The organism is Streptomyces sp. NPDC088915 (assembly GCF_044749825.1).
In the GTDB taxonomy this organism is placed as follows: domain Bacteria; phylum Actinomycetota; class Actinomycetes; order Streptomycetales; family Streptomycetaceae; genus Streptomyces.
Genome location: NZ_JBIVIR010000003.1, coordinates 350,823 through 366,555 on the forward strand (window position 1 = coordinate 350,823; position 15,733 = coordinate 366,555).

General features: G+C 69.9%; 16 protein-coding genes. 8 read left to right on the plus strand and 8 right to left on the minus strand.

Going from position 1 to position 15,733, the window contains the following annotated elements:
- Window positions 1–65: 65 nt before the first annotated feature.
- On the minus strand, window positions 66–1,445 hold the full coding sequence (locus ACIP5O_RS08235) for an aspartate aminotransferase family protein (protein WP_199812276.1): 1,380 nt from the start codon (window positions 1,443–1,445) through the stop codon (window positions 66–68).
- Window positions 1,430–1,921 (minus strand): Lrp/AsnC family transcriptional regulator, encoded by a 492-nt coding sequence (locus ACIP5O_RS08240; protein WP_062751981.1) that lies wholly within the window; start codon window positions 1,919–1,921, stop codon window positions 1,430–1,432. Before ACIP5O_RS08240 ends, ACIP5O_RS08235 begins: the two co-directional genes overlap by 16 nt.
- 205 nt (window positions 1,922–2,126) lie before the next feature.
- Between ACIP5O_RS08240 and ACIP5O_RS08245 the strand changes: the two genes are divergently transcribed.
- The gene (locus tag ACIP5O_RS08245) at window positions 2,127–3,563 is read left to right on the plus strand and encodes a gamma-aminobutyraldehyde dehydrogenase (RefSeq protein ID WP_401289977.1); all 1,437 of its coding nucleotides are present in this window, start codon (window positions 2,127–2,129) and stop codon (window positions 3,561–3,563) included.
- Window positions 3,564–3,704: 141 nt separating this feature from the next.
- Window positions 3,705–4,895: a spermidine/putrescine ABC transporter substrate-binding protein gene (locus ACIP5O_RS08250; protein ID WP_401289980.1), complete on the plus strand. Its 1,191-nt coding sequence runs from the start codon at window positions 3,705–3,707 to the stop codon at window positions 4,893–4,895.
- A gap of 67 nt (window positions 4,896–4,962) precedes the next feature.
- On the opposite strand, the gene ACIP5O_RS08255 is transcribed toward ACIP5O_RS08250, so the two are convergent.
- Entirely contained in the window at window positions 4,963–5,475 is a 513-nt protein-coding gene (locus tag ACIP5O_RS08255) for an FG-GAP repeat domain-containing protein (protein WP_401289983.1), read from the minus strand.
- Window positions 5,476–5,648: 173 nt separating this feature from the next.
- Entirely contained in the window at window positions 5,649–6,290 is a 642-nt protein-coding gene (locus ACIP5O_RS08260; protein ID WP_401289986.1) for a hypothetical protein, read from the minus strand.
- Between ACIP5O_RS08260 and ACIP5O_RS08265 the strand changes: the two genes are divergently transcribed.
- The 4 genes from ACIP5O_RS08265 (at window position 6,243) to ACIP5O_RS08280 (ending at window position 10,016) form a co-directional block, all read left to right on the plus strand.
- Window positions 6,243–7,820, plus strand: coding sequence for a polymorphic toxin-type HINT domain-containing protein (locus tag ACIP5O_RS08265; RefSeq protein WP_401289989.1), 1,578 nt, complete (start codon window positions 6,243–6,245; stop codon window positions 7,818–7,820). The two genes, ACIP5O_RS08260 and ACIP5O_RS08265, sit on opposite strands and share 48 nt — an antisense overlap.
- Window positions 7,805–8,680, plus strand: coding sequence for a hypothetical protein (locus ACIP5O_RS08270; protein ID WP_401289992.1), 876 nt, complete (start codon window positions 7,805–7,807; stop codon window positions 8,678–8,680). The genes ACIP5O_RS08265 and ACIP5O_RS08270 overlap by 16 nt, the downstream gene beginning before the upstream one ends.
- A 200-nt stretch (window positions 8,681–8,880) precedes the next feature.
- Window positions 8,881–9,411: an HXXEE domain-containing protein gene (locus ACIP5O_RS08275; protein ID WP_401289994.1), complete on the plus strand. Its 531-nt coding sequence runs from the start codon at window positions 8,881–8,883 to the stop codon at window positions 9,409–9,411.
- Window positions 9,412–9,473: 62 nt separating this feature from the next.
- Window positions 9,474–10,016 carry a hypothetical protein gene (locus ACIP5O_RS08280; RefSeq protein WP_401289996.1) on the plus strand — a complete coding sequence of 181 codons (543 nt, stop codon included), beginning with the start codon at window positions 9,474–9,476 and terminating at the stop codon, window positions 10,014–10,016.
- 4 nt (window positions 10,017–10,020) lie between these two features.
- Here the strand turns inward: ACIP5O_RS08280 and ACIP5O_RS08285 are convergent, their stop codons facing one another.
- The 3 genes from ACIP5O_RS08285 to ACIP5O_RS08295 all read right to left on the minus strand — a co-directional run bounded on the left by ACIP5O_RS08285 (window position 10,021) and on the right by ACIP5O_RS08295 (window position 12,660).
- The gene (locus ACIP5O_RS08285) at window positions 10,021–10,800 is read right to left on the minus strand and encodes an SAM-dependent methyltransferase (RefSeq protein ID WP_401290198.1); all 780 of its coding nucleotides are present in this window, start codon (window positions 10,798–10,800) and stop codon (window positions 10,021–10,023) included.
- Between the two features lie 73 nt (window positions 10,801–10,873).
- Window positions 10,874–11,560, minus strand: a complete 687-nt coding sequence (locus ACIP5O_RS08290) for a glycerophosphodiester phosphodiesterase (RefSeq protein WP_401289997.1) — start codon at window positions 11,558–11,560, stop codon at window positions 10,874–10,876.
- A gap of 68 nt (window positions 11,561–11,628) precedes the next feature.
- Window positions 11,629–12,660: an adenosine deaminase gene (locus tag ACIP5O_RS08295; RefSeq protein WP_401289999.1), complete on the minus strand. Its 1,032-nt coding sequence runs from the start codon at window positions 12,658–12,660 to the stop codon at window positions 11,629–11,631.
- A 75-nt stretch (window positions 12,661–12,735) separates the two neighbouring features.
- On the opposite strand from ACIP5O_RS08295, the gene ACIP5O_RS08300 reads away from it, so the two are divergent.
- Entirely contained in the window at window positions 12,736–13,410 is a 675-nt protein-coding gene (locus ACIP5O_RS08300; protein WP_401290002.1) for a DUF4190 domain-containing protein, read from the plus strand.
- Window positions 13,411–13,482: 72 nt separating this feature from the next.
- On the opposite strand, the gene ACIP5O_RS08305 is transcribed toward ACIP5O_RS08300, so the two are convergent.
- Window positions 13,483–14,031: an NADAR family protein gene (locus ACIP5O_RS08305; protein ID WP_401290005.1), complete on the minus strand. Its 549-nt coding sequence runs from the start codon at window positions 14,029–14,031 to the stop codon at window positions 13,483–13,485.
- A 175-nt stretch (window positions 14,032–14,206) separates the two neighbouring features.
- On the opposite strand from ACIP5O_RS08305, the gene ACIP5O_RS08310 reads away from it, so the two are divergent.
- Window positions 14,207–15,721 carry a gamma-aminobutyraldehyde dehydrogenase gene (locus ACIP5O_RS08310; protein ID WP_401290008.1) on the plus strand — a complete coding sequence of 505 codons (1,515 nt, stop codon included), beginning with the start codon at window positions 14,207–14,209 and terminating at the stop codon, window positions 15,719–15,721.
- Window positions 15,722–15,733: the final 12 nt, after the last annotated feature.

Consider the following 15,733-nt stretch of genomic DNA (forward strand, 5'->3'; position numbering starts at 1 on the left):
ATCCACTCGGATGGCGGGCAGACCCGGGCCGTGGTGTCACGCCGTGAGGGCGGCGTGAGGTCCTGCTAGAGCTTGGTCCACGCCTCGGTGAGCACCGAGCGCAGGATTCCCTCGATCTCGTCGAAGGTGCCCTGGTCGGCGATCAGCGGCGGGGCCAGCTGGATGACCGGGTCGCCGCGGTCGTCGGCACGGCAGTACAGGCCGTTGTCGAACAGCGCCTTGGAGAGGAAGCCGTACAGGACGCGCTCGGTCTCCTCGTCCGTGAAGGACTCCTTGGTGACCTTGTCCTTGACGAGCTCGATGCCGTAGAAGTAGCCGTTGCCGCGGACGTCGCCGACGATCGGCAGGTCGTGCAGCTTCTTCAGCGTCGAGAAGAAGGCGTCCTCGTTGTCCAGGACGTGCTGGTTGAGGCCCTCCTTGTCGAAGATGTCGAGGTTGGCGATGGCGACCGCCGACGACACCGGGTGGCCGCCGAAGGTGTAGCCGTGCAGGAAGGTGTTGTCGCCCTTGTAGAACGGCTCCGCGATGCGGTCGGAGACGATGCAGGCGCCGATCGGGGAGTAGCCCGAGGTCATGCCCTTGGCGCAGGTGATCATGTCCGGGACGTAGCCGAACTTGTCACAGGCGAACATCGTGCCGAGGCGGCCGAAGGCGCAGATCGTCTCGTCGGAGACGAGCAGCACGTCGTACTGGTCGCAGATCTCGCGGACCCGCTGGAAGTACCCGGGCGGCGGCGGGAAGCAGCCGCCGGCGTTCTGCACCGGCTCCAGGAAGACGGCCGCGACGGTGTCGGGGCCCTCGAAGAGGATCTGCTGCTCGATCTGGTCGGCGGCCCAGCGGCCGAAGGCCTCGGGGTCGTCGCCGTGGATCGGGGCGCGGTAGATGTTGGTGTTCGGCACCTTGTGCGCGCCGGGGACCAGCGGCTCGAAGGGGGCCTTGAGGGCCGGCAGGCCGGTGATGGACAGGGCGCCCTGCGGGGTGCCGTGGTAGGCGACCGCGCGCGAGATGACCTTGTACTTGGTGTGCTTGCCCTGCAGCTTGAAGTACTGCTTGGCGAGCTTCCAGGCGGTCTCGACGGCCTCTCCGCCACCGGTGGTGAAGAAGACCTTGTTCAGGTCGCCCGGGGCGTAGTCGGCGAGGCGCTCGGCCAGCTCGACGGCCTTGGGGTGCGCGTACGACCACACGGGGAAGAACGCGAGCTCCTGGGCCTGCTTGTACGCGACCTCGGCCAGCTCCTGGCGGCCGTGTCCGGCGTTGACCACGAAGAGGCCCGCGAGACCGTCGAGGTAGCGCTTGCCCTTGTCGTCGAAGATGTAGGTGCCCTCGCCACGCACGATGGTGGGAACGGGCGAGTTCTCGTACGACGACATGCGGGTGAAGTGCATCCACAGGTGGTCGTAGGCGGTCTTGGAGAGGTCCTTGCTCACGGCTATCGGGTTCCCCACATATAGGTCTGCTTCTTGAGCTTGAGGTAGACGAAGCTCTCGGTGGAGCGCACGCCGGGGAGGGTGCGGATGCGCTTGTTGATCACATCCAGCAGGTGGTCGTCGTCCTCGCAGACGATCTCCACCATGAGGTCGAAGGAGCCCGCGGTCATCACCACGTACTCGCATTCGGCCATGCCCGTCAGCGCTTCCGCAACCGGATCAAGGTCACCCTCGACGTTGATGCCGACCATCGCCTGCCGCCGGAAGCCCACGGTGAGCGGGTCCGTGACGGCGACGATCTGCATGACGCCCTGGTCGAGCAGCTTCTGGACGCGCTGCCGCACGGCGGCCTCGGAGAGGCCGACGGCCTTGCCGATCGCCGCGTAGGGACGGCGACCGTCCTCCTGGAGCTGTTCGATGATCGCCAGGGAGACGGCGTCGATCGTCGGGGACGAACCGGTTCCGGTTCTGGAGTCTGCGCTTCGACTGGCCACACCTCACTGTGCACCGAGACTCGTCAGTCTTGCAACCCCGAAGCGATGTAATTCGTTGTGTGAGGCTCCAGATATCACTGAATCCGAAGTTGTGGGGGGTCGGGCCTGTTGAAAGCGTCAGCCGAGCGATTAGGCTGGGGTGTCTCACCCATCGGGACCACGCACGAGGACGTGCACGGTCAGAACGTGACAGGAGGGGTGGCAAGTGACCACCGAGCTGCGCCGGCTGCGTAACTACATCAACGGGGAGTTCCGCGACGCGGCCGACGGCCGCACGATCGACGTGATCAACCCGGCCACCGGCGAGGTGTACGCGACCTCCCCGCTCTCCGGCCAGGCCGACGTCGACGCCGCCATGGAGGCCGCCGCGGCCGCCTTCCCCGCCTGGCGCGACAGCACCCCGGCCGAGCGCCAGAAGGTGCTCCTCAAGATCGCGGACGCCTTCGAGGAGCGCGCCGAGGACCTGATCGCCGCCGAGGTCGAGAACACCGGCAAGCCGGTCGCCCTCACCGCGAGCGAGGAGATCCCGCCGATGGTGGACCAGATCCGCTTCTTCGCGGGTGCCGCCCGGCTCCTGGAGGGCCGCTCGGCCGGCGAGTACATGGAGGGCCTGACCTCCATCGTCCGCCGCGAGCCCGTCGGCGTCTGCGCCCAGGTCGCGCCGTGGAACTACCCGATGATGATGGCCGTCTGGAAGTTCGCCCCGGCCCTCGCCGCGGGCAACACCGTCGTCCTCAAGCCCTCGGACACGACCCCCGCGTCGACCGTCCTGATGGCCGAGATCATCGGGCAGATCGTCCCCAAGGGCGTCTTCAACGTCGTCTGCGGCGACCGCGACACCGGCCGCGCGATGGTCGAGCACCCGACCCCCGCCATGGCCTCCATCACCGGCTCCGTCCGCGCCGGCATGCAGGTCGCCGAGTCGGCCGCCAAGGACGTCAAGCGCGTCCACCTGGAGCTGGGCGGCAAGGCCCCCGTCGTGGTCTTCGAGGACACCGACATCGACAAGGCCGTCGAGGACATCTCCGTCGCGGGCTTCTTCAACGCCGGCCAGGACTGTACGGCCGCCACCCGCGTCCTCGTCCACGAGTCCATCCACGACGAGTTCGTCTCCGCCCTCGCCAAGGCCGCCGCCGCGACCAAGACGGGGCAGCCGGACGACGAGGACGTGCTGTACGGCCCGCTCAACAACGCCAACCAGCTCAAGCAGGTCTCCGGCTTCATCGACCGCCTCCCGGCCCACGCCAAGGTCGAGGCCGGCGGTCAGCGCGTCGGCGACAAGGGCTACTTCTACGCCCCGACCGTCGTCTCCGGCCTCAAGCAGGACGACGAGATCGTCCAGAACGAGGTCTTCGGCCCGGTCATCACCGTCCAGTCCTTCACGGACGAGGCCCAGGCCCTGGAGTACGCCAACGGCGTCGAGTACGCCCTCGCCTCCTCCGTCTGGACCAAGGACCACGCGCGCGCGATGCGCATGTCCAAGGCGCTCGACTTCGGCTGCGTGTGGATCAACACCCACATCCCGCTGGTCGCCGAGATGCCCCACGGCGGCTTCAAGAAGTCCGGCTACGGCAAGGACCTCTCGGGCTACGGCTTCGAGGACTACACCCGGATCAAGCACGTCATGACCTCCCTCGGCTGATCCGCCGACCGGCCGGCCGACGTGTCGGCCGGTCCACCGCGCGGCCCCGGCACCCCGCTCGACAGGGTGTCGGGGCCGCGCCGCGTCGCCCGGACGGAGCGTCCATTGCCGTGGGGGCCGACCGGCCGGAATGCTGCCCGGATGAGAGCGACAGCCAGGAAGAACACGTCCCGCCGGTCCCTGCTGCGCGGCATCGGCGGTGCCGGGGCGGCCGCCCTGCTCGCCGGGTGCGGGGTCCCCGCCGCCTTCGTCGAGGAGGGCGACCGGGCCGCCGCCCGGGACCTCTCGGCCCGCGACCGGATCCTCGACTTCGCCAACTGGCCGCTCTACATCGACACCGACGAGGACGACGAGTCGAGGCGCCCCACCCTGGACTCCTTCCGGAAGCGGACCGGGATATCCGTCCGCTACACCGAGGAGATCAACGACAACGACGAGTTCTTCGGCAAGATCAGCCCCTCCCTGATGAACCATCAGGAGACCGGGCGCGACCTGATCGTCCTCAGCGACTGGATGGCCGCCCGCTTCGTCCGCCTCGGCTGGGTCCAGGAGATGGACCGCGCCGCCCAGCCGAACGTCACGGCGCACCTCGACCCGCAGCTGCGCTCGCCCGCCTTCGACCCCGGCCGGCTGCACACCGTGCCCTGGCAGTCCGGCATCACCGGCATCGCGTACAACCGCAGGAAGCTGGGCCGCGAGCTGCGCTCCGTCGAGGAGCTGTGGGCCGACGACCTGCGCGGGAAGGTCACCCTGCTGTCCGGGCTCGACGAGTCCTTCGCCCTGCTCATGCTGGGCGACGGCGTCGACGTGACCCGCTGGACCGCCGACGACTTCCACGCCGTGTGCGAGCGGACCGAGCGGCTCGTCCGCGCGAAGCACATCCGCCGCTTCACCGGCAACGACTACATCAAGGACCTCTCCACCGGCGACGTCCTGGCCTGCCAGGCGTACTCCGGCGACGTCATCCAGCTCCGGGCCGACAACCCGGACATCGAGTTCGTCGTCCCCGAGGAGGGCGCCGAGCTCTGGGCCGAGTCCCTCATGGTCCCCGACCTCGCCCGGCACAAGGCCAACGCCGAGAAGCTGGTCGACCACTACTACGAGCCCGAGGTCGCCGCCGAGCTCGCCGCCTGGGTCAACTACGTCTGCCCCGTGCCGGCCGCGCAGCAGGTCCTCGCGGACTCCGGCGACGAGGAACTGGCCGCGCTCGCCGAGGACCCGCTGATCTTCCCCGACTCCGCCATGCGCAGCCGGCTCGCCATCGCCCGCGACATCACCGCCGAGGAGCGCCTCACCTTCGCCAAGAGGTGGAACTCGATCGTGGGGCTGTGAGCCGGCCCCGATGCACGGGAGGGGCCCGCCGTCGTACGGCGGGCCCCTCCCTGCTTCCCGGCTTCGCTCAGCCGATGGCGAGGCTGCTCATCCAGCCGACGCCGCTGGCGATGAAACGGGTGCCGTGCACGGTGCGGGTGCCGGGGTAGAAGTAGAGGTACCCGTCCGCCGCGACCGCCCAGAGGTCGGGAACGCCGTCGCCGTTGGCGTCGGGGGTGCCCATGATCTTGGGCATGGATGCCGCCGCCCAGCCGCCGGTCCCGTAGACCTCGTCCTTGCCGGTCTTGGAGTTCACCGCTATCGCGAGCGAGTTCAGGTCGACGCCACCGTCCGCACCGGGCTTGCCGTGCCGCAGCAGCAGGCCGCGTCCGGCCTCCTCGCCCCGGAAGAGGAGGTCGGGCACCTGGTCGCCGCCGATGTCGGCGACGCCGACGATGTCACGGGTGGCCCAGGGCGCGCTGCTCAGCATGCGGGCCTCGGTGAAGGCACCGCCGGTGTAGCCGATGAAGACCCAGAGCTGGTCGCCCGTGGTGGCGAAGAGGTCGGGGAGCCCGTCCCCCGTGACGTCCCCGGTGGCCACGATCTGGCTGAGCGCGGCGGGAGCGGGAGCGTTGGCCGGCAGCAGGATCTCGCGGCGCTTGGTGATGTTGACGGCCCCGTAGCCGTCGCCCGGGTAGACCCACAGCTTCCCGGCGACGCGGGCGACGAGGTCCTGGAGGCCGTCGCCGCCGTAGAAGTCTCCGTTGTGGGTGATCAGGGCGCCGGTGAAGTCGCCGGCGGTGTCGGCCTGGTCGCGCGGGGTGACGTAGAAAAGTACTTCCTGGGTTCGGAGACGTGGTCCGCCCCGTCGACGGTCCTGACGTAGAGGACGTTGGGGCCCGCCGGGTGGGGCTTCACGTCGGGGACCACCGCTTCCACGGTGGTGGAGGTGCCCGCGGTGCGGTTCACGGAGTAGGGGAAGCTGCCGGTGTCGTACCCGTACTCGTACCGCTTGACGTCGCTGTCCAGGGCACGGAAGTAGAAGGTGCCGGGGGCGCCGAACTTCTTCTTCGACCAGTTCTCGGCGTCCTCGGCGTCCTCGGCGTCCTCGGCGTCGTTGCCGAAGGTGTTCTCGTTGCCGTCGGCGTCCGGGAAGTCGACGGAACGGACGCGTGGTGCCTCGGGGGCGGCGCTGTCGAAGACGAAGCGGTAGGGGACCTTCGTGCCGAAGGCGACCGGATCCTGGAGAACTCGCCCACGGGCAGCACGCTCTACCTCGGTGAAACCGGACTCACCACGGACAAGGTCGGTCTGATCACCCAGGCCTCCCGCTCCTACGGCCAGGCCGGCGCACCCACCGTCGTCCGCATGGTCACCTCCGCGGGCGCCAAACTGAGCGCCCTTCTCACCGACCACCTCGGCACGGCCCACACCAGTGTCGAGCTCGGAGGCAGCCAGCCGGTCACCCGCCGCTCCTTCAAGCCCTACGGCGAACTCCGCGGCCCCAAGCCGTCCGCCTGGCCCGACAAGCGCGGCTACCTCGGCGTCGGCATCGACGACACCATCAGTGGACTCACCCACATCGGCGCTCGTGAGTACGACCAGAGCACCGGACGTTTCCTCTCCGCCGACCCGCTCATCGACTTCGCCGACCCGCTCCAGATGAACGGGTACGCCTACGCCAACAACAGTCCCGTCTCCCAGAGCGACCCGACCGGCCTCGCGCCGATCGAATGCGCCGAACACGGCGTCAGCTGCTCCCTCGGCCCGGACGGGACCTGGGACGAGAAGAAGACCAGCGAGTACGACAAGTACCACCCGGCGACCGCCACGGAGCTGGACGCGGCCGGAGACCCCGGTTACGCCTGGAACACGGAGAGCCAGGCCGCGGGCGACCTGGTCACGAGCCTTGCCGCCAAGCACCTCTCCGGCGAGACGTACTGGAACTTCATGCGCGCCTACCAGGGCGAGCTCGACAAGATCATGCGCAGGCGGCACGAGGTGTCGTCCAACGACAAGCTCTCCACCGCGGCCAACATCTGTGCCGGTCCCGACGCCCTCGACTGCTCGGGGGGAATGGATGACGCGCTCAAACTGGTGGAGCTCGAGAAGGCGGCACAGGCCGGCCTCTTCGAGGACGGCGGCCGTCTGACCGGTGCCGCGGTCTCCAAGTCGTACACCAAGAAGCTCCAGCAGATGACCCCCTGCAACAGCTTCCTGCCGGGCACCGAGGTGCTCATGGCCGACGGTTCCACGAAGCCCATCGAGGAAGTGAAGGTGGGCGACGAGGTACTGGCCGGAGACCCGAACACCGGGACCACCCGTGCCGAGACCGTCACCGCGGAGATCAAGGGAGAGGGGCTGAAGCGGCTCGTCAGGGTCACGGTCGAAACCGACGGGGGCACCGCATCGGTGACCGCGACGGACGGCCACCCCTTCTGGTCCCCCGAGAAGGGCGAATGGATCGAGGCCGCCGGCCTTCGCTCCGACGAGCGGCTCCAGACGGTCAATGGATCCTCCGTCCGGATCAAGGACCTCAAGCGCTGGACGGCTCTCGGCGCCAAGGTCTACAACCTGTCCGTTTCGGACCTTCACACGTACTATGTGCTGGCAGGGGCCACGCCGGTCCTCGTGCACAACAGCAACTGCAATATCAACTCGCTTACGCGTGCCCAGTCCGACGATATTGCGAAATACCTCGGATACACGAAGTCCAAGAGGTTGTCTGCGGGGAAGACTCCGATCTGGGAGAACAAGAAGGCCGGAGCCGGTCAACCCAAGTTCATCACCTTCGACCGGACTGGTCACAACAAGGCAGCCGTGTTCAAGGGGTCGAATGACCGGAACGCGTTCCAGTCGACCAGCAGCTCGGATCGAGACGGGACCTATGGGCTGGACATCGGGTCGAACGGAGAGGTGCTGGGTCTCAAGTGGCTGAAGAAGTGAACAGAGAGTTGATCATCAGTCCTCGCAGTGAGTGTGTGCGAGAGGATCTGGCCGACGCGGATGCCTGGGTTTCCTATGCGGCAGAGCTGCGGCAGGTCATCGGAGAGGCGATCGAAAAGAGTGGCGCCGACTCCCTGACGGTCGACGACCTGTTGGTGGGCGAGCCTCTCTCCGAAGCTCACCTCGATCTTCGTAATGGGGCGAAGGTCCGGACTCGGCAGGCGATTGATCTCGTCGAAGGAATGGCGGCGGGACGTGGGCCGTACTGTCGGCTTTCTTTTCCGGAGCGAATTCAGATCGAGTCGGGGTGGGACGGGGCCGTACACCTCTACACCACGAAGGCCGTGGCGGCCGATCTGGCAGAACTCCATGGCCGGCACACGGTCCTCCGGTGGCGCGACGCGGCTCCTGAGCCCGTGGAGATCTCGAACCCAGTCGTCGCTGTCGCGGACAAGCAGTTCTGGGCGGCAGTGGCAGAAGTCTCCGAACGCTTCACCTTGCTCTGTGAACGCTGGGCCTACGGGGCCTACGGGTGCACCTGGTATCGCGTGACTCGGGAGAACGCGGCCGAACTGGTCCGGCTCATGAGGCCGCGCTCGCTGGTGTGCGTGGTCACTGAGCCGGACTTGCGGCTCAGGTCCGACCTGTTGGAGGACGACTTCACCGCTTTCGTGGATCCGCTGATGCCCGGAGAATTGACTTACCGGTCCTACCCTGGCGGCGCCGATACCCTTTCCGAGGTCACGGGCGAGGGATTCTCCCTCATGCTGGCGGACAAGGTGCTGGGTGAACGGTGTGCCGTGATGCCGGACTCGGACGGGGAGAGTGGGACGCGGTGGGAAAACCCGGGAGAGTCGTAGCCCGGTCGTCGAGTTCCTGAGGCAAAGGTCGCCGAGGAGGGACGGATCGCAGGTGCCGTTGCGATGCGGGGCCGAACGGACGACGGCTGCTGTGATCGCTGCCCGTGTTCCGCTCCCCTCGCGGCCCGGGTGATCCATCAAGGGCCCGTGTTCCCGTGAAGAGACGGAACTCGATCGTGAGGCTGTGGGTTGGTCACGGTATGACGGACTCACGCCTCAACCCCCTTGCCACGTACGGCCTGTTCCTCGCCTGGGCCGTTCACGACGCCGAGGAGCTCGCGTACGGGCCGCGCTGGCTCCGGGAGAACCTGCCAGCCCTGCGCGAGCGCTTCCCCGGGGTGCCGGAGGGCGTCTGGCGGGCCGTCGAGGAGGTCGACGAGCGCGAATTCGCGGCGGCCGTGGGGGTGATGGCGGTGATCGTCGGCGCCGCCGCCGTGGCCGGCGGGCGCTCCGGCGGACGGTCCGCCTTCTATCAGGGCGCGGTCGACGGCTTCGGGCTCCACGGCCTCGTCCACCTCGAGCAGGCGGCGACCGTGCGCGGCCGGACGCCCGGCTCGGTCACCTCGCCGCTCGTCGTCGTCCCCTTCTCCCTGTGGGTGCGCGGCCGGCTGCGGCGCGCCGGGGTGCTGCGGCCCACCAGGGCCCGGGACATGGTGGCGGGGCTCGCGGTGGCGGCGGGGGCGACCGTGGTCGCGCACGGCGTGGGACGACGACTGGCCCGCGCCTTTTGAACATGTTCCAAAAAGCGGCCCCCAGCTTTTGAACACGTTCAGAGCGGGCGTACGCTGTCCCCATGAGCGACACGAACGGGCCGAGAGCCCTTGTTGAGCGCATCCGTCGTTGGCTGGTCCTCTTCGTCGTCTGTCTGGTCCTGAGCGGGCTCACCGCCTTCCCGCTCGTCACCGAACTCCGGCTCCTCGACTCCGCGTTGACCGGCTGGGCCGCCCCCGTGGGCGACGCCCTCCCCGGGCTCGCCGAGTGGATCCACCGGGTCCGGGGAGGCCTGGAGGGCGCCGACCGGGACGCCCCCTACCTCCTCTACGGCAACGACTGGCTCGCCTTCGCCCACCTCGTCATCGCCGTCGCCTTCTACGGCGTCTGGCGCGACCCCGTCCGCAACGTCTGGGTCGTCGAGTTCGGCATGATCGCCTGTGCCGGCATCATCCCGCTCGCCCTGATCTGCGGTCCGATCCGCGACATCCCCTTCTGGTGGTCGCTCGTCGACATGTCCTTCGGCGTCTTCGGCATCCTGCCGCTGCTCCTCGTCCGCCGGCTGATCAAGCGCCTGGAGGCCGCCACGGCGACGGCCCCGGCCCCGGAGGCCGTACCCGCGTAGTCGTTTACGGCTTGCGGCCCACCGCGCCGAACTGCGCCACCACGTCGCCCTCCTCGGAGCGCCAGCGGGAGCAGGAGACGATGCCCGGCGGGAGCAGGTCGAGGCCGTCCAGGAAGGAGGCGAACTCGGCGCGGGTGCGGGCGGTGATCGGCGGGGTCGCGTGCTCGTTCCAGAAGGCCATCGCCGCCTCGTTGCCCTCGCCGCCGAGCTCCGGCTCCAGGGTGGGGTGGGTGAGGACCAGGAAGCTGCCGGAGGGGACGGCGGCCATCAGGGTCCGCACGATGGAGCGGGCCTCGTCGGTGTCCATCACGAAGTTGAGGATGCCGAGCATCATCACCGCGACCGGACGGGAGAGGTCGAGGGTGGCCGAGGCCGCCGCCAGGATCCGCTCCGGGTCGTGCGCGTCGGCGTCGACGTACTCGGTGACGCCCTCCGGGGCGCTCGTCAGGAGCGCGCGGGCGTGGGTGAGGACGATCGGGTCGTTGTCGACATAGACGATCCGGGCCCCGGGCGCGACCCGCTGCGCCACCTCGTGGGTGTTGTCGGCGGTCGGCAGGCCGGTGCCGATGTCCAGGAACTGCCGGACGCCCTCCCCGGCGGCCAAGTGGGTCACGGCCCGGCCGAGGAACGCCCGGTCGGCGCGGGCCACCTCGCCGATGCTCGGGTAGAAGCCGGTGACCTGCGCGCCGACCGCGCGGTCCACCGGGTAGTTGTCCTTGCCGCCCAGCCAGTAGTTCCACACGCGGGCGTTGTGGGCGACGTCGGTGCGGATCCGGTCGGTCACGCTCGCGGTCTCGCTCACGCTCGCGGTCTCGGTCACGTTCTCGTTCGCGCTGTCGTGCGCGCTGTCGTTCACCTCAGGAGTCCTCTCGCAGGACGGCGGCGAGGGCGTCGACGCGGTTCGTGGTGATCGCGTCCACCCCGTTCATGATCAGCTTACGCATGGTGCGCTTCGTGTCCGCCGTCCAGGCCGACAGGAGCAGCCCGTCCCGGTGCACCCGCTCGCCCAGCTCCCGACTCACCAGGCCGAAGCGGTAGTTGAGCCAGCGCGGGCGCACGGCGTCGAGGAGCACCGGCCGGGGCGGCGCGAGCGAGGTCCAGGTCAGGGCGATCTCGGCGGCCGGGTCGGCGGCCCGCACCTGGAGCATGGCGACGGTCCCGGCGCAGTAGTAGACCCGCTCCCCGGCCCCGCACTCGCGGACCGTGCCGACGATCTTCCGGACCGAGTGCTCGTTCCCGCCCGGCAGGTCCAGCATCAGCCGGTGGTCCCCGGCGGCGAGCAGCGCCTCCCGCAGGGTCGGCACCCCGTCCGCCGTCACCTCCCGCACCTGCTCGTACGAGAGCGCGGAGAGCGCCCGGTCCGGGCCCCAGAGGCGCTTGAGGGTGTCGTCGTGCAGGAGGACGGGCACCCCGTCCCTCGTCAGCCGGACGTCGACCTCGACCGCGTCCGCGCCCCGTTCGATCGCCGAGGAGATCGAACGGAGCGTGTTCTCGCGGAAGCGGTACGGGTCGCCGCGGTGACCTACGACAGTGACGGATCGCATGGGGCCATTGTCGCCGGGGACGCCCGCCGGTGTCGTCGGCGCGTCGGCCCCGATGACCTTCCGTGTCGTCAGCGCGTCAGCCACGCCTCGGTGTACGCGTCGATCTCGGCGGCGATCCGGGCCTTTCCGGCCGCGTCCAGGAAGGAGGCCTCCACCGCGTTCTTGGCGAGGGCGGCGAGGCCGCGCTCGTCGAGCTCCAGGAGCCGGGCGGCGACCGCGTACTCGTTGTTCAGGTCGGTGCCGAACATCGGCGGGTCGTCGCTGTTGACGGTGACGAGGACCCCCGCGTCCACCATCTTCCGGATCGGGTGCTCGTCCAGGGTGGCGACGGCCCGGGTGGCGATGTTGGAGGTCGGGCAGACCTCCAGGGCGATCCGGTGCTCGGCCAGGTACGCCAGGAGCTCCGGGTCCCGGACGGAGCTGGTGCCGTGGCCGATGCGCTCGGCGCCCAGCTCGCGGATCGCGTCCCAGACGGTCTCCGGGCCGGTCGTCTCGCCCGCGTGCGGCGCGGAGCGCAGGCCGGCCGCCCGGGCCCGGTCGAAGTACGGCTTGAACTGCGGGCGCGGCACCCCGATCTCCGGGCCGCCGAGGCCGAAGGAGACCAGGCCCTCCGGGCGCAGCCCCTCGGTCGTGGCGAGCCGCGCGGTCTCCTCGGCGGCTTCGAGCCCGGCCTCGCCGGGGATGTCGAAGCACCAGCGCAGGACCGTGCCGAACTCGGCCTCGGCCGCCTTGCGGGCGTCCTCGATCGCGTCCATGAACGCGTTCTCGTCGATGCCCCGGCGGGTGGAGGAGTAGGGGGTGATGGTCAGCTCGGCGTAGCGGATGTTCTGCCGGGCCATGTCCCGGGCGACCTCGAAGGTCAGCAGCCGGACGTCCTCGGGGGTGCGGACCAGGTCGACGACCGACAGGTAGACGTCGATGAAGTGCGCGAAGTCGGTGAACGTGAAGTAGTCGACCAGGGCCTCCGGGTCCGTGGGGACCTTGGAGTCCGGGTGGCGGGCCGCGAGCTCGGCGACGATCCGGGGCGAGGCGGAGCCCACGTGGTGGACGTGCAGCTCGGCCTTGGGGAGGCCCGCGATGAAGGGGTGCAGATCGGTCATCGGGTCATCGTAGGCCGGACGGTTCCCCCGCAGGAGTGAGGCCTTAGCATGACGTGACCACGATGGGGGAGGCCCATGTCTGACAACCGAGACCAGCAGCCGGGCGGCTACGACCCGGCGGACCCGTGGGCTCCGCCGAACCGCGACGGGGTGGAACTGAGCAAGCCGGCGGCGCCGTCGCCCCCGCCGGTGCACGACCAGCAGACCGTGACGTCCATGCCGGCGGCGCCCGGCCCCGGCGGTGACGTCCCGCCGCCGCCGGTCGCGCCCGGCGGCCCGGCGGCGACGCCCGGCGGGTACGGCTATCCGGCGGACACCACCGGGGGCTACGGCTACCCGGCCGCTCCGACGCCCATGGCGACCTCCGGGTACGGCTATCCCGGATATCCGGGGTACGGCGGCCAGCAGGCCTGGCCGCAGGCCCCCTCCAACGGCATGGGCACGGCCGCGATGGTGCTCGGCATCGTCTCGGTCGCGGGCTTCTGCCTGTACGGCCTGGGCGTGGTCCTCGGCGTCCTGGGCGTGATCTTCGGGATCATCGGGGTGAAGAAGGCGGGCCGGGGCGAGGCGACCAACCGGGGCATGGCGATCGCCGGCATCGTGCTCGGTGCCATCGGCACCCTGGTCAGCGCGGTCTTCCTGGGCTTCGTCATCTGGGCGGTCGCCCAGGACCCCTCGACCTTCGAGGACTCCGGCACCTCCGACGAGGACCCGTTCGCCTCGTCCCTGGTCCTGGAGATCACCCGCTGAGACGGCGTACGCACCCGGAAGGGCCCCGCACCGGACACCCGGTGCGGGGCCCTTCTCCGCTTCCTCACGGGGTCAGGCGCTCCGCAGCCGCTCCCGCGCCTCCATGAGGGCGAAGCCCAGGAGGTTGAGGCCGCGCCAGCGGGCCGGGTCGTGGGCGCCGGGGTCGGTCGCGGCGAGCCCGATGCCCCAGATCCGGTCCACCGGACTGGCCTCCACCAGGACGCGGTCGCCGGTGCCGAGCAGATACGCGCGCAGGGCGCCGTCCGACGAGAACTTGTGGACGCCGCCCTCGACGACGATCCCGAACCGCTCCCGCTCCCACACCGCGCCGTCGAAGTCCCGCACGAGCCGGCCCGCGTTCTTGGCCTCCGCCGGGGTGCGGGCGGCCAGCGCGGCCCGCTCGGCGTCCGCGTCCCCGAAGAGCCGCGCCTTGGCGGCCATCATCCAGTGCTCGGCGCTCGCGTACGCCACCCCGTCGACCGTGAAGGGGGACGGCCACCACTGGCTGAGACAGCTCGCCGACAGGTGTCCGTCCGGGTGCGGACGGTGACCCCAGAAGTGCAGCCACTTCACCCTGTCACCCCTGCTGACCTGCTGTGTCAGCTCCTCGATCGCGCTCATGCATGCGAGTCTGGCATCCGCCACGGACACTCCGTACGGAGATTTTCCGGCGACCTCGACACATGGTCGACCGAATCCGTCGCGTAACCAAAAGGCAACAACGGAATCACTTGTTGGGTAGTCGTCCCTCTGTCAGGATCGGCACTCAATTCGAGCTGGGACAACGGAGAGCGTCATGGGCAACCGCTTCCAGGTGACGGACCGCTTCGCGGACGGCGCACAGTACATCGGCGGCAGGCTCCGCCCCGGAACGTCCGGCCAGGACCACCACGTGATCGACCCGGCGACCGGGAAGACCGTGTACACGTACGCGCTGGCCTCCACCGCCGACGTGGACGAGGCCGTGGCCGCCGCCAAGGCGGCCTTCCCGGGCTGGGCGGGCGCCACCCCCGGGGAGCGCTCCGACGCGCTGCACCGCTTCGCCGGCGTCCTCGCCGAGCGCGCCGAGGACTTCGCCCGCGCGGAGTCCCTCCAGTGCGGCAAGCCGCTGAAGCTCACCACCGAGTTCGACGTGCCCGGCACGGTCGACAACACCGCCTTCTTCGCCGGGGCCGCCCGCCACCTCCAGGGCCAGGCCGCCGCCGAGTACTCCGGCGACCACACCTCCTACGTACGGCGCGAGCCCCTCGGCGTCGTCGGCTCCATCGCCCCCTGGAACTACCCCCTCCAGATGGCCGCCTGGAAGATCCTCCCGGCGGTCGCCGCCGGCAACACGATCGTCCTGAAGCCCGCCGAGCTCACCCCCCTCACCTCCCTGATGTTCGCGCAGGCCGCCACCGACGCCGGCATCCCCGACGGCGTGATCAACATCGTCAACGGGGCCGGCCGGACCGTCGGCGAGCACCTCGTCGGCCACCCCGACGTCGTCATGACCTCCTTCACCGGCTCCACCCCGGTCGGCAAGCGGGTCGCCGAGATCGCCACCGCCACCGTCAAGCGCCTCCACCTCGAACTCGGCGGCAAGGCCCCCTTCGTCGTCTTCGACGACGCCGACCTGGAGGCCGCCGCCCGGGGCGCCGTCGCCGCCTCCCTCATCAACAGCGGCCAGGACTGCACCGCCGCCACGCGCGCGTACGTCCAGCGTCCCCTCTTCGACGCCTTCACCGCCCGCGTCGCCGCGCTCATGGAGTCCGTCCGGCTCGGCGACCCCTTCGCCCCTGACACCGACCTCGGCCCGCTGATCAGCCACGCCCAGCGCGACCGGGTCGCCGGCTTCGTCGACCGCGCCCGCGCCTACGCCACCGTCGTCACCGGCGGCGAAGCCCCCGGCGGGGACCTGGAGGACGGTGCGTACTACCGTCCGACCCTGATCACCGGCGCCGCGCAGGACAGCGAGGTCGTGCAGTCGGAGATCTTCGGTCCGGTCCTGGTGGCCCTGCCCTTCGACACCGACGACGAGGGCATCGAGCTCGCCAACGACACCCCCTACGGCCTCGCCGCCTCCGCCTGGAGCCGCGACGTCTACCGGACGGGCCGCGCCACGCGGGAGATCAAGGCCGGCTGCGTCTGGGTCAACGACCACATCCCGATCATCAGCGAGATGCCCCACGGGGGAACCCGGGCCTCGGGCTACGGAAAGGACATGTCGGTGTACTCCTTCGAGGAGTACACGCAGGTCAAGCACGTGATGTACGACAACACCGCGGTCGCCGCGAAGGACTGGCACCGCACGATCTTCGGGGACCGATAAGCATCCGAAATG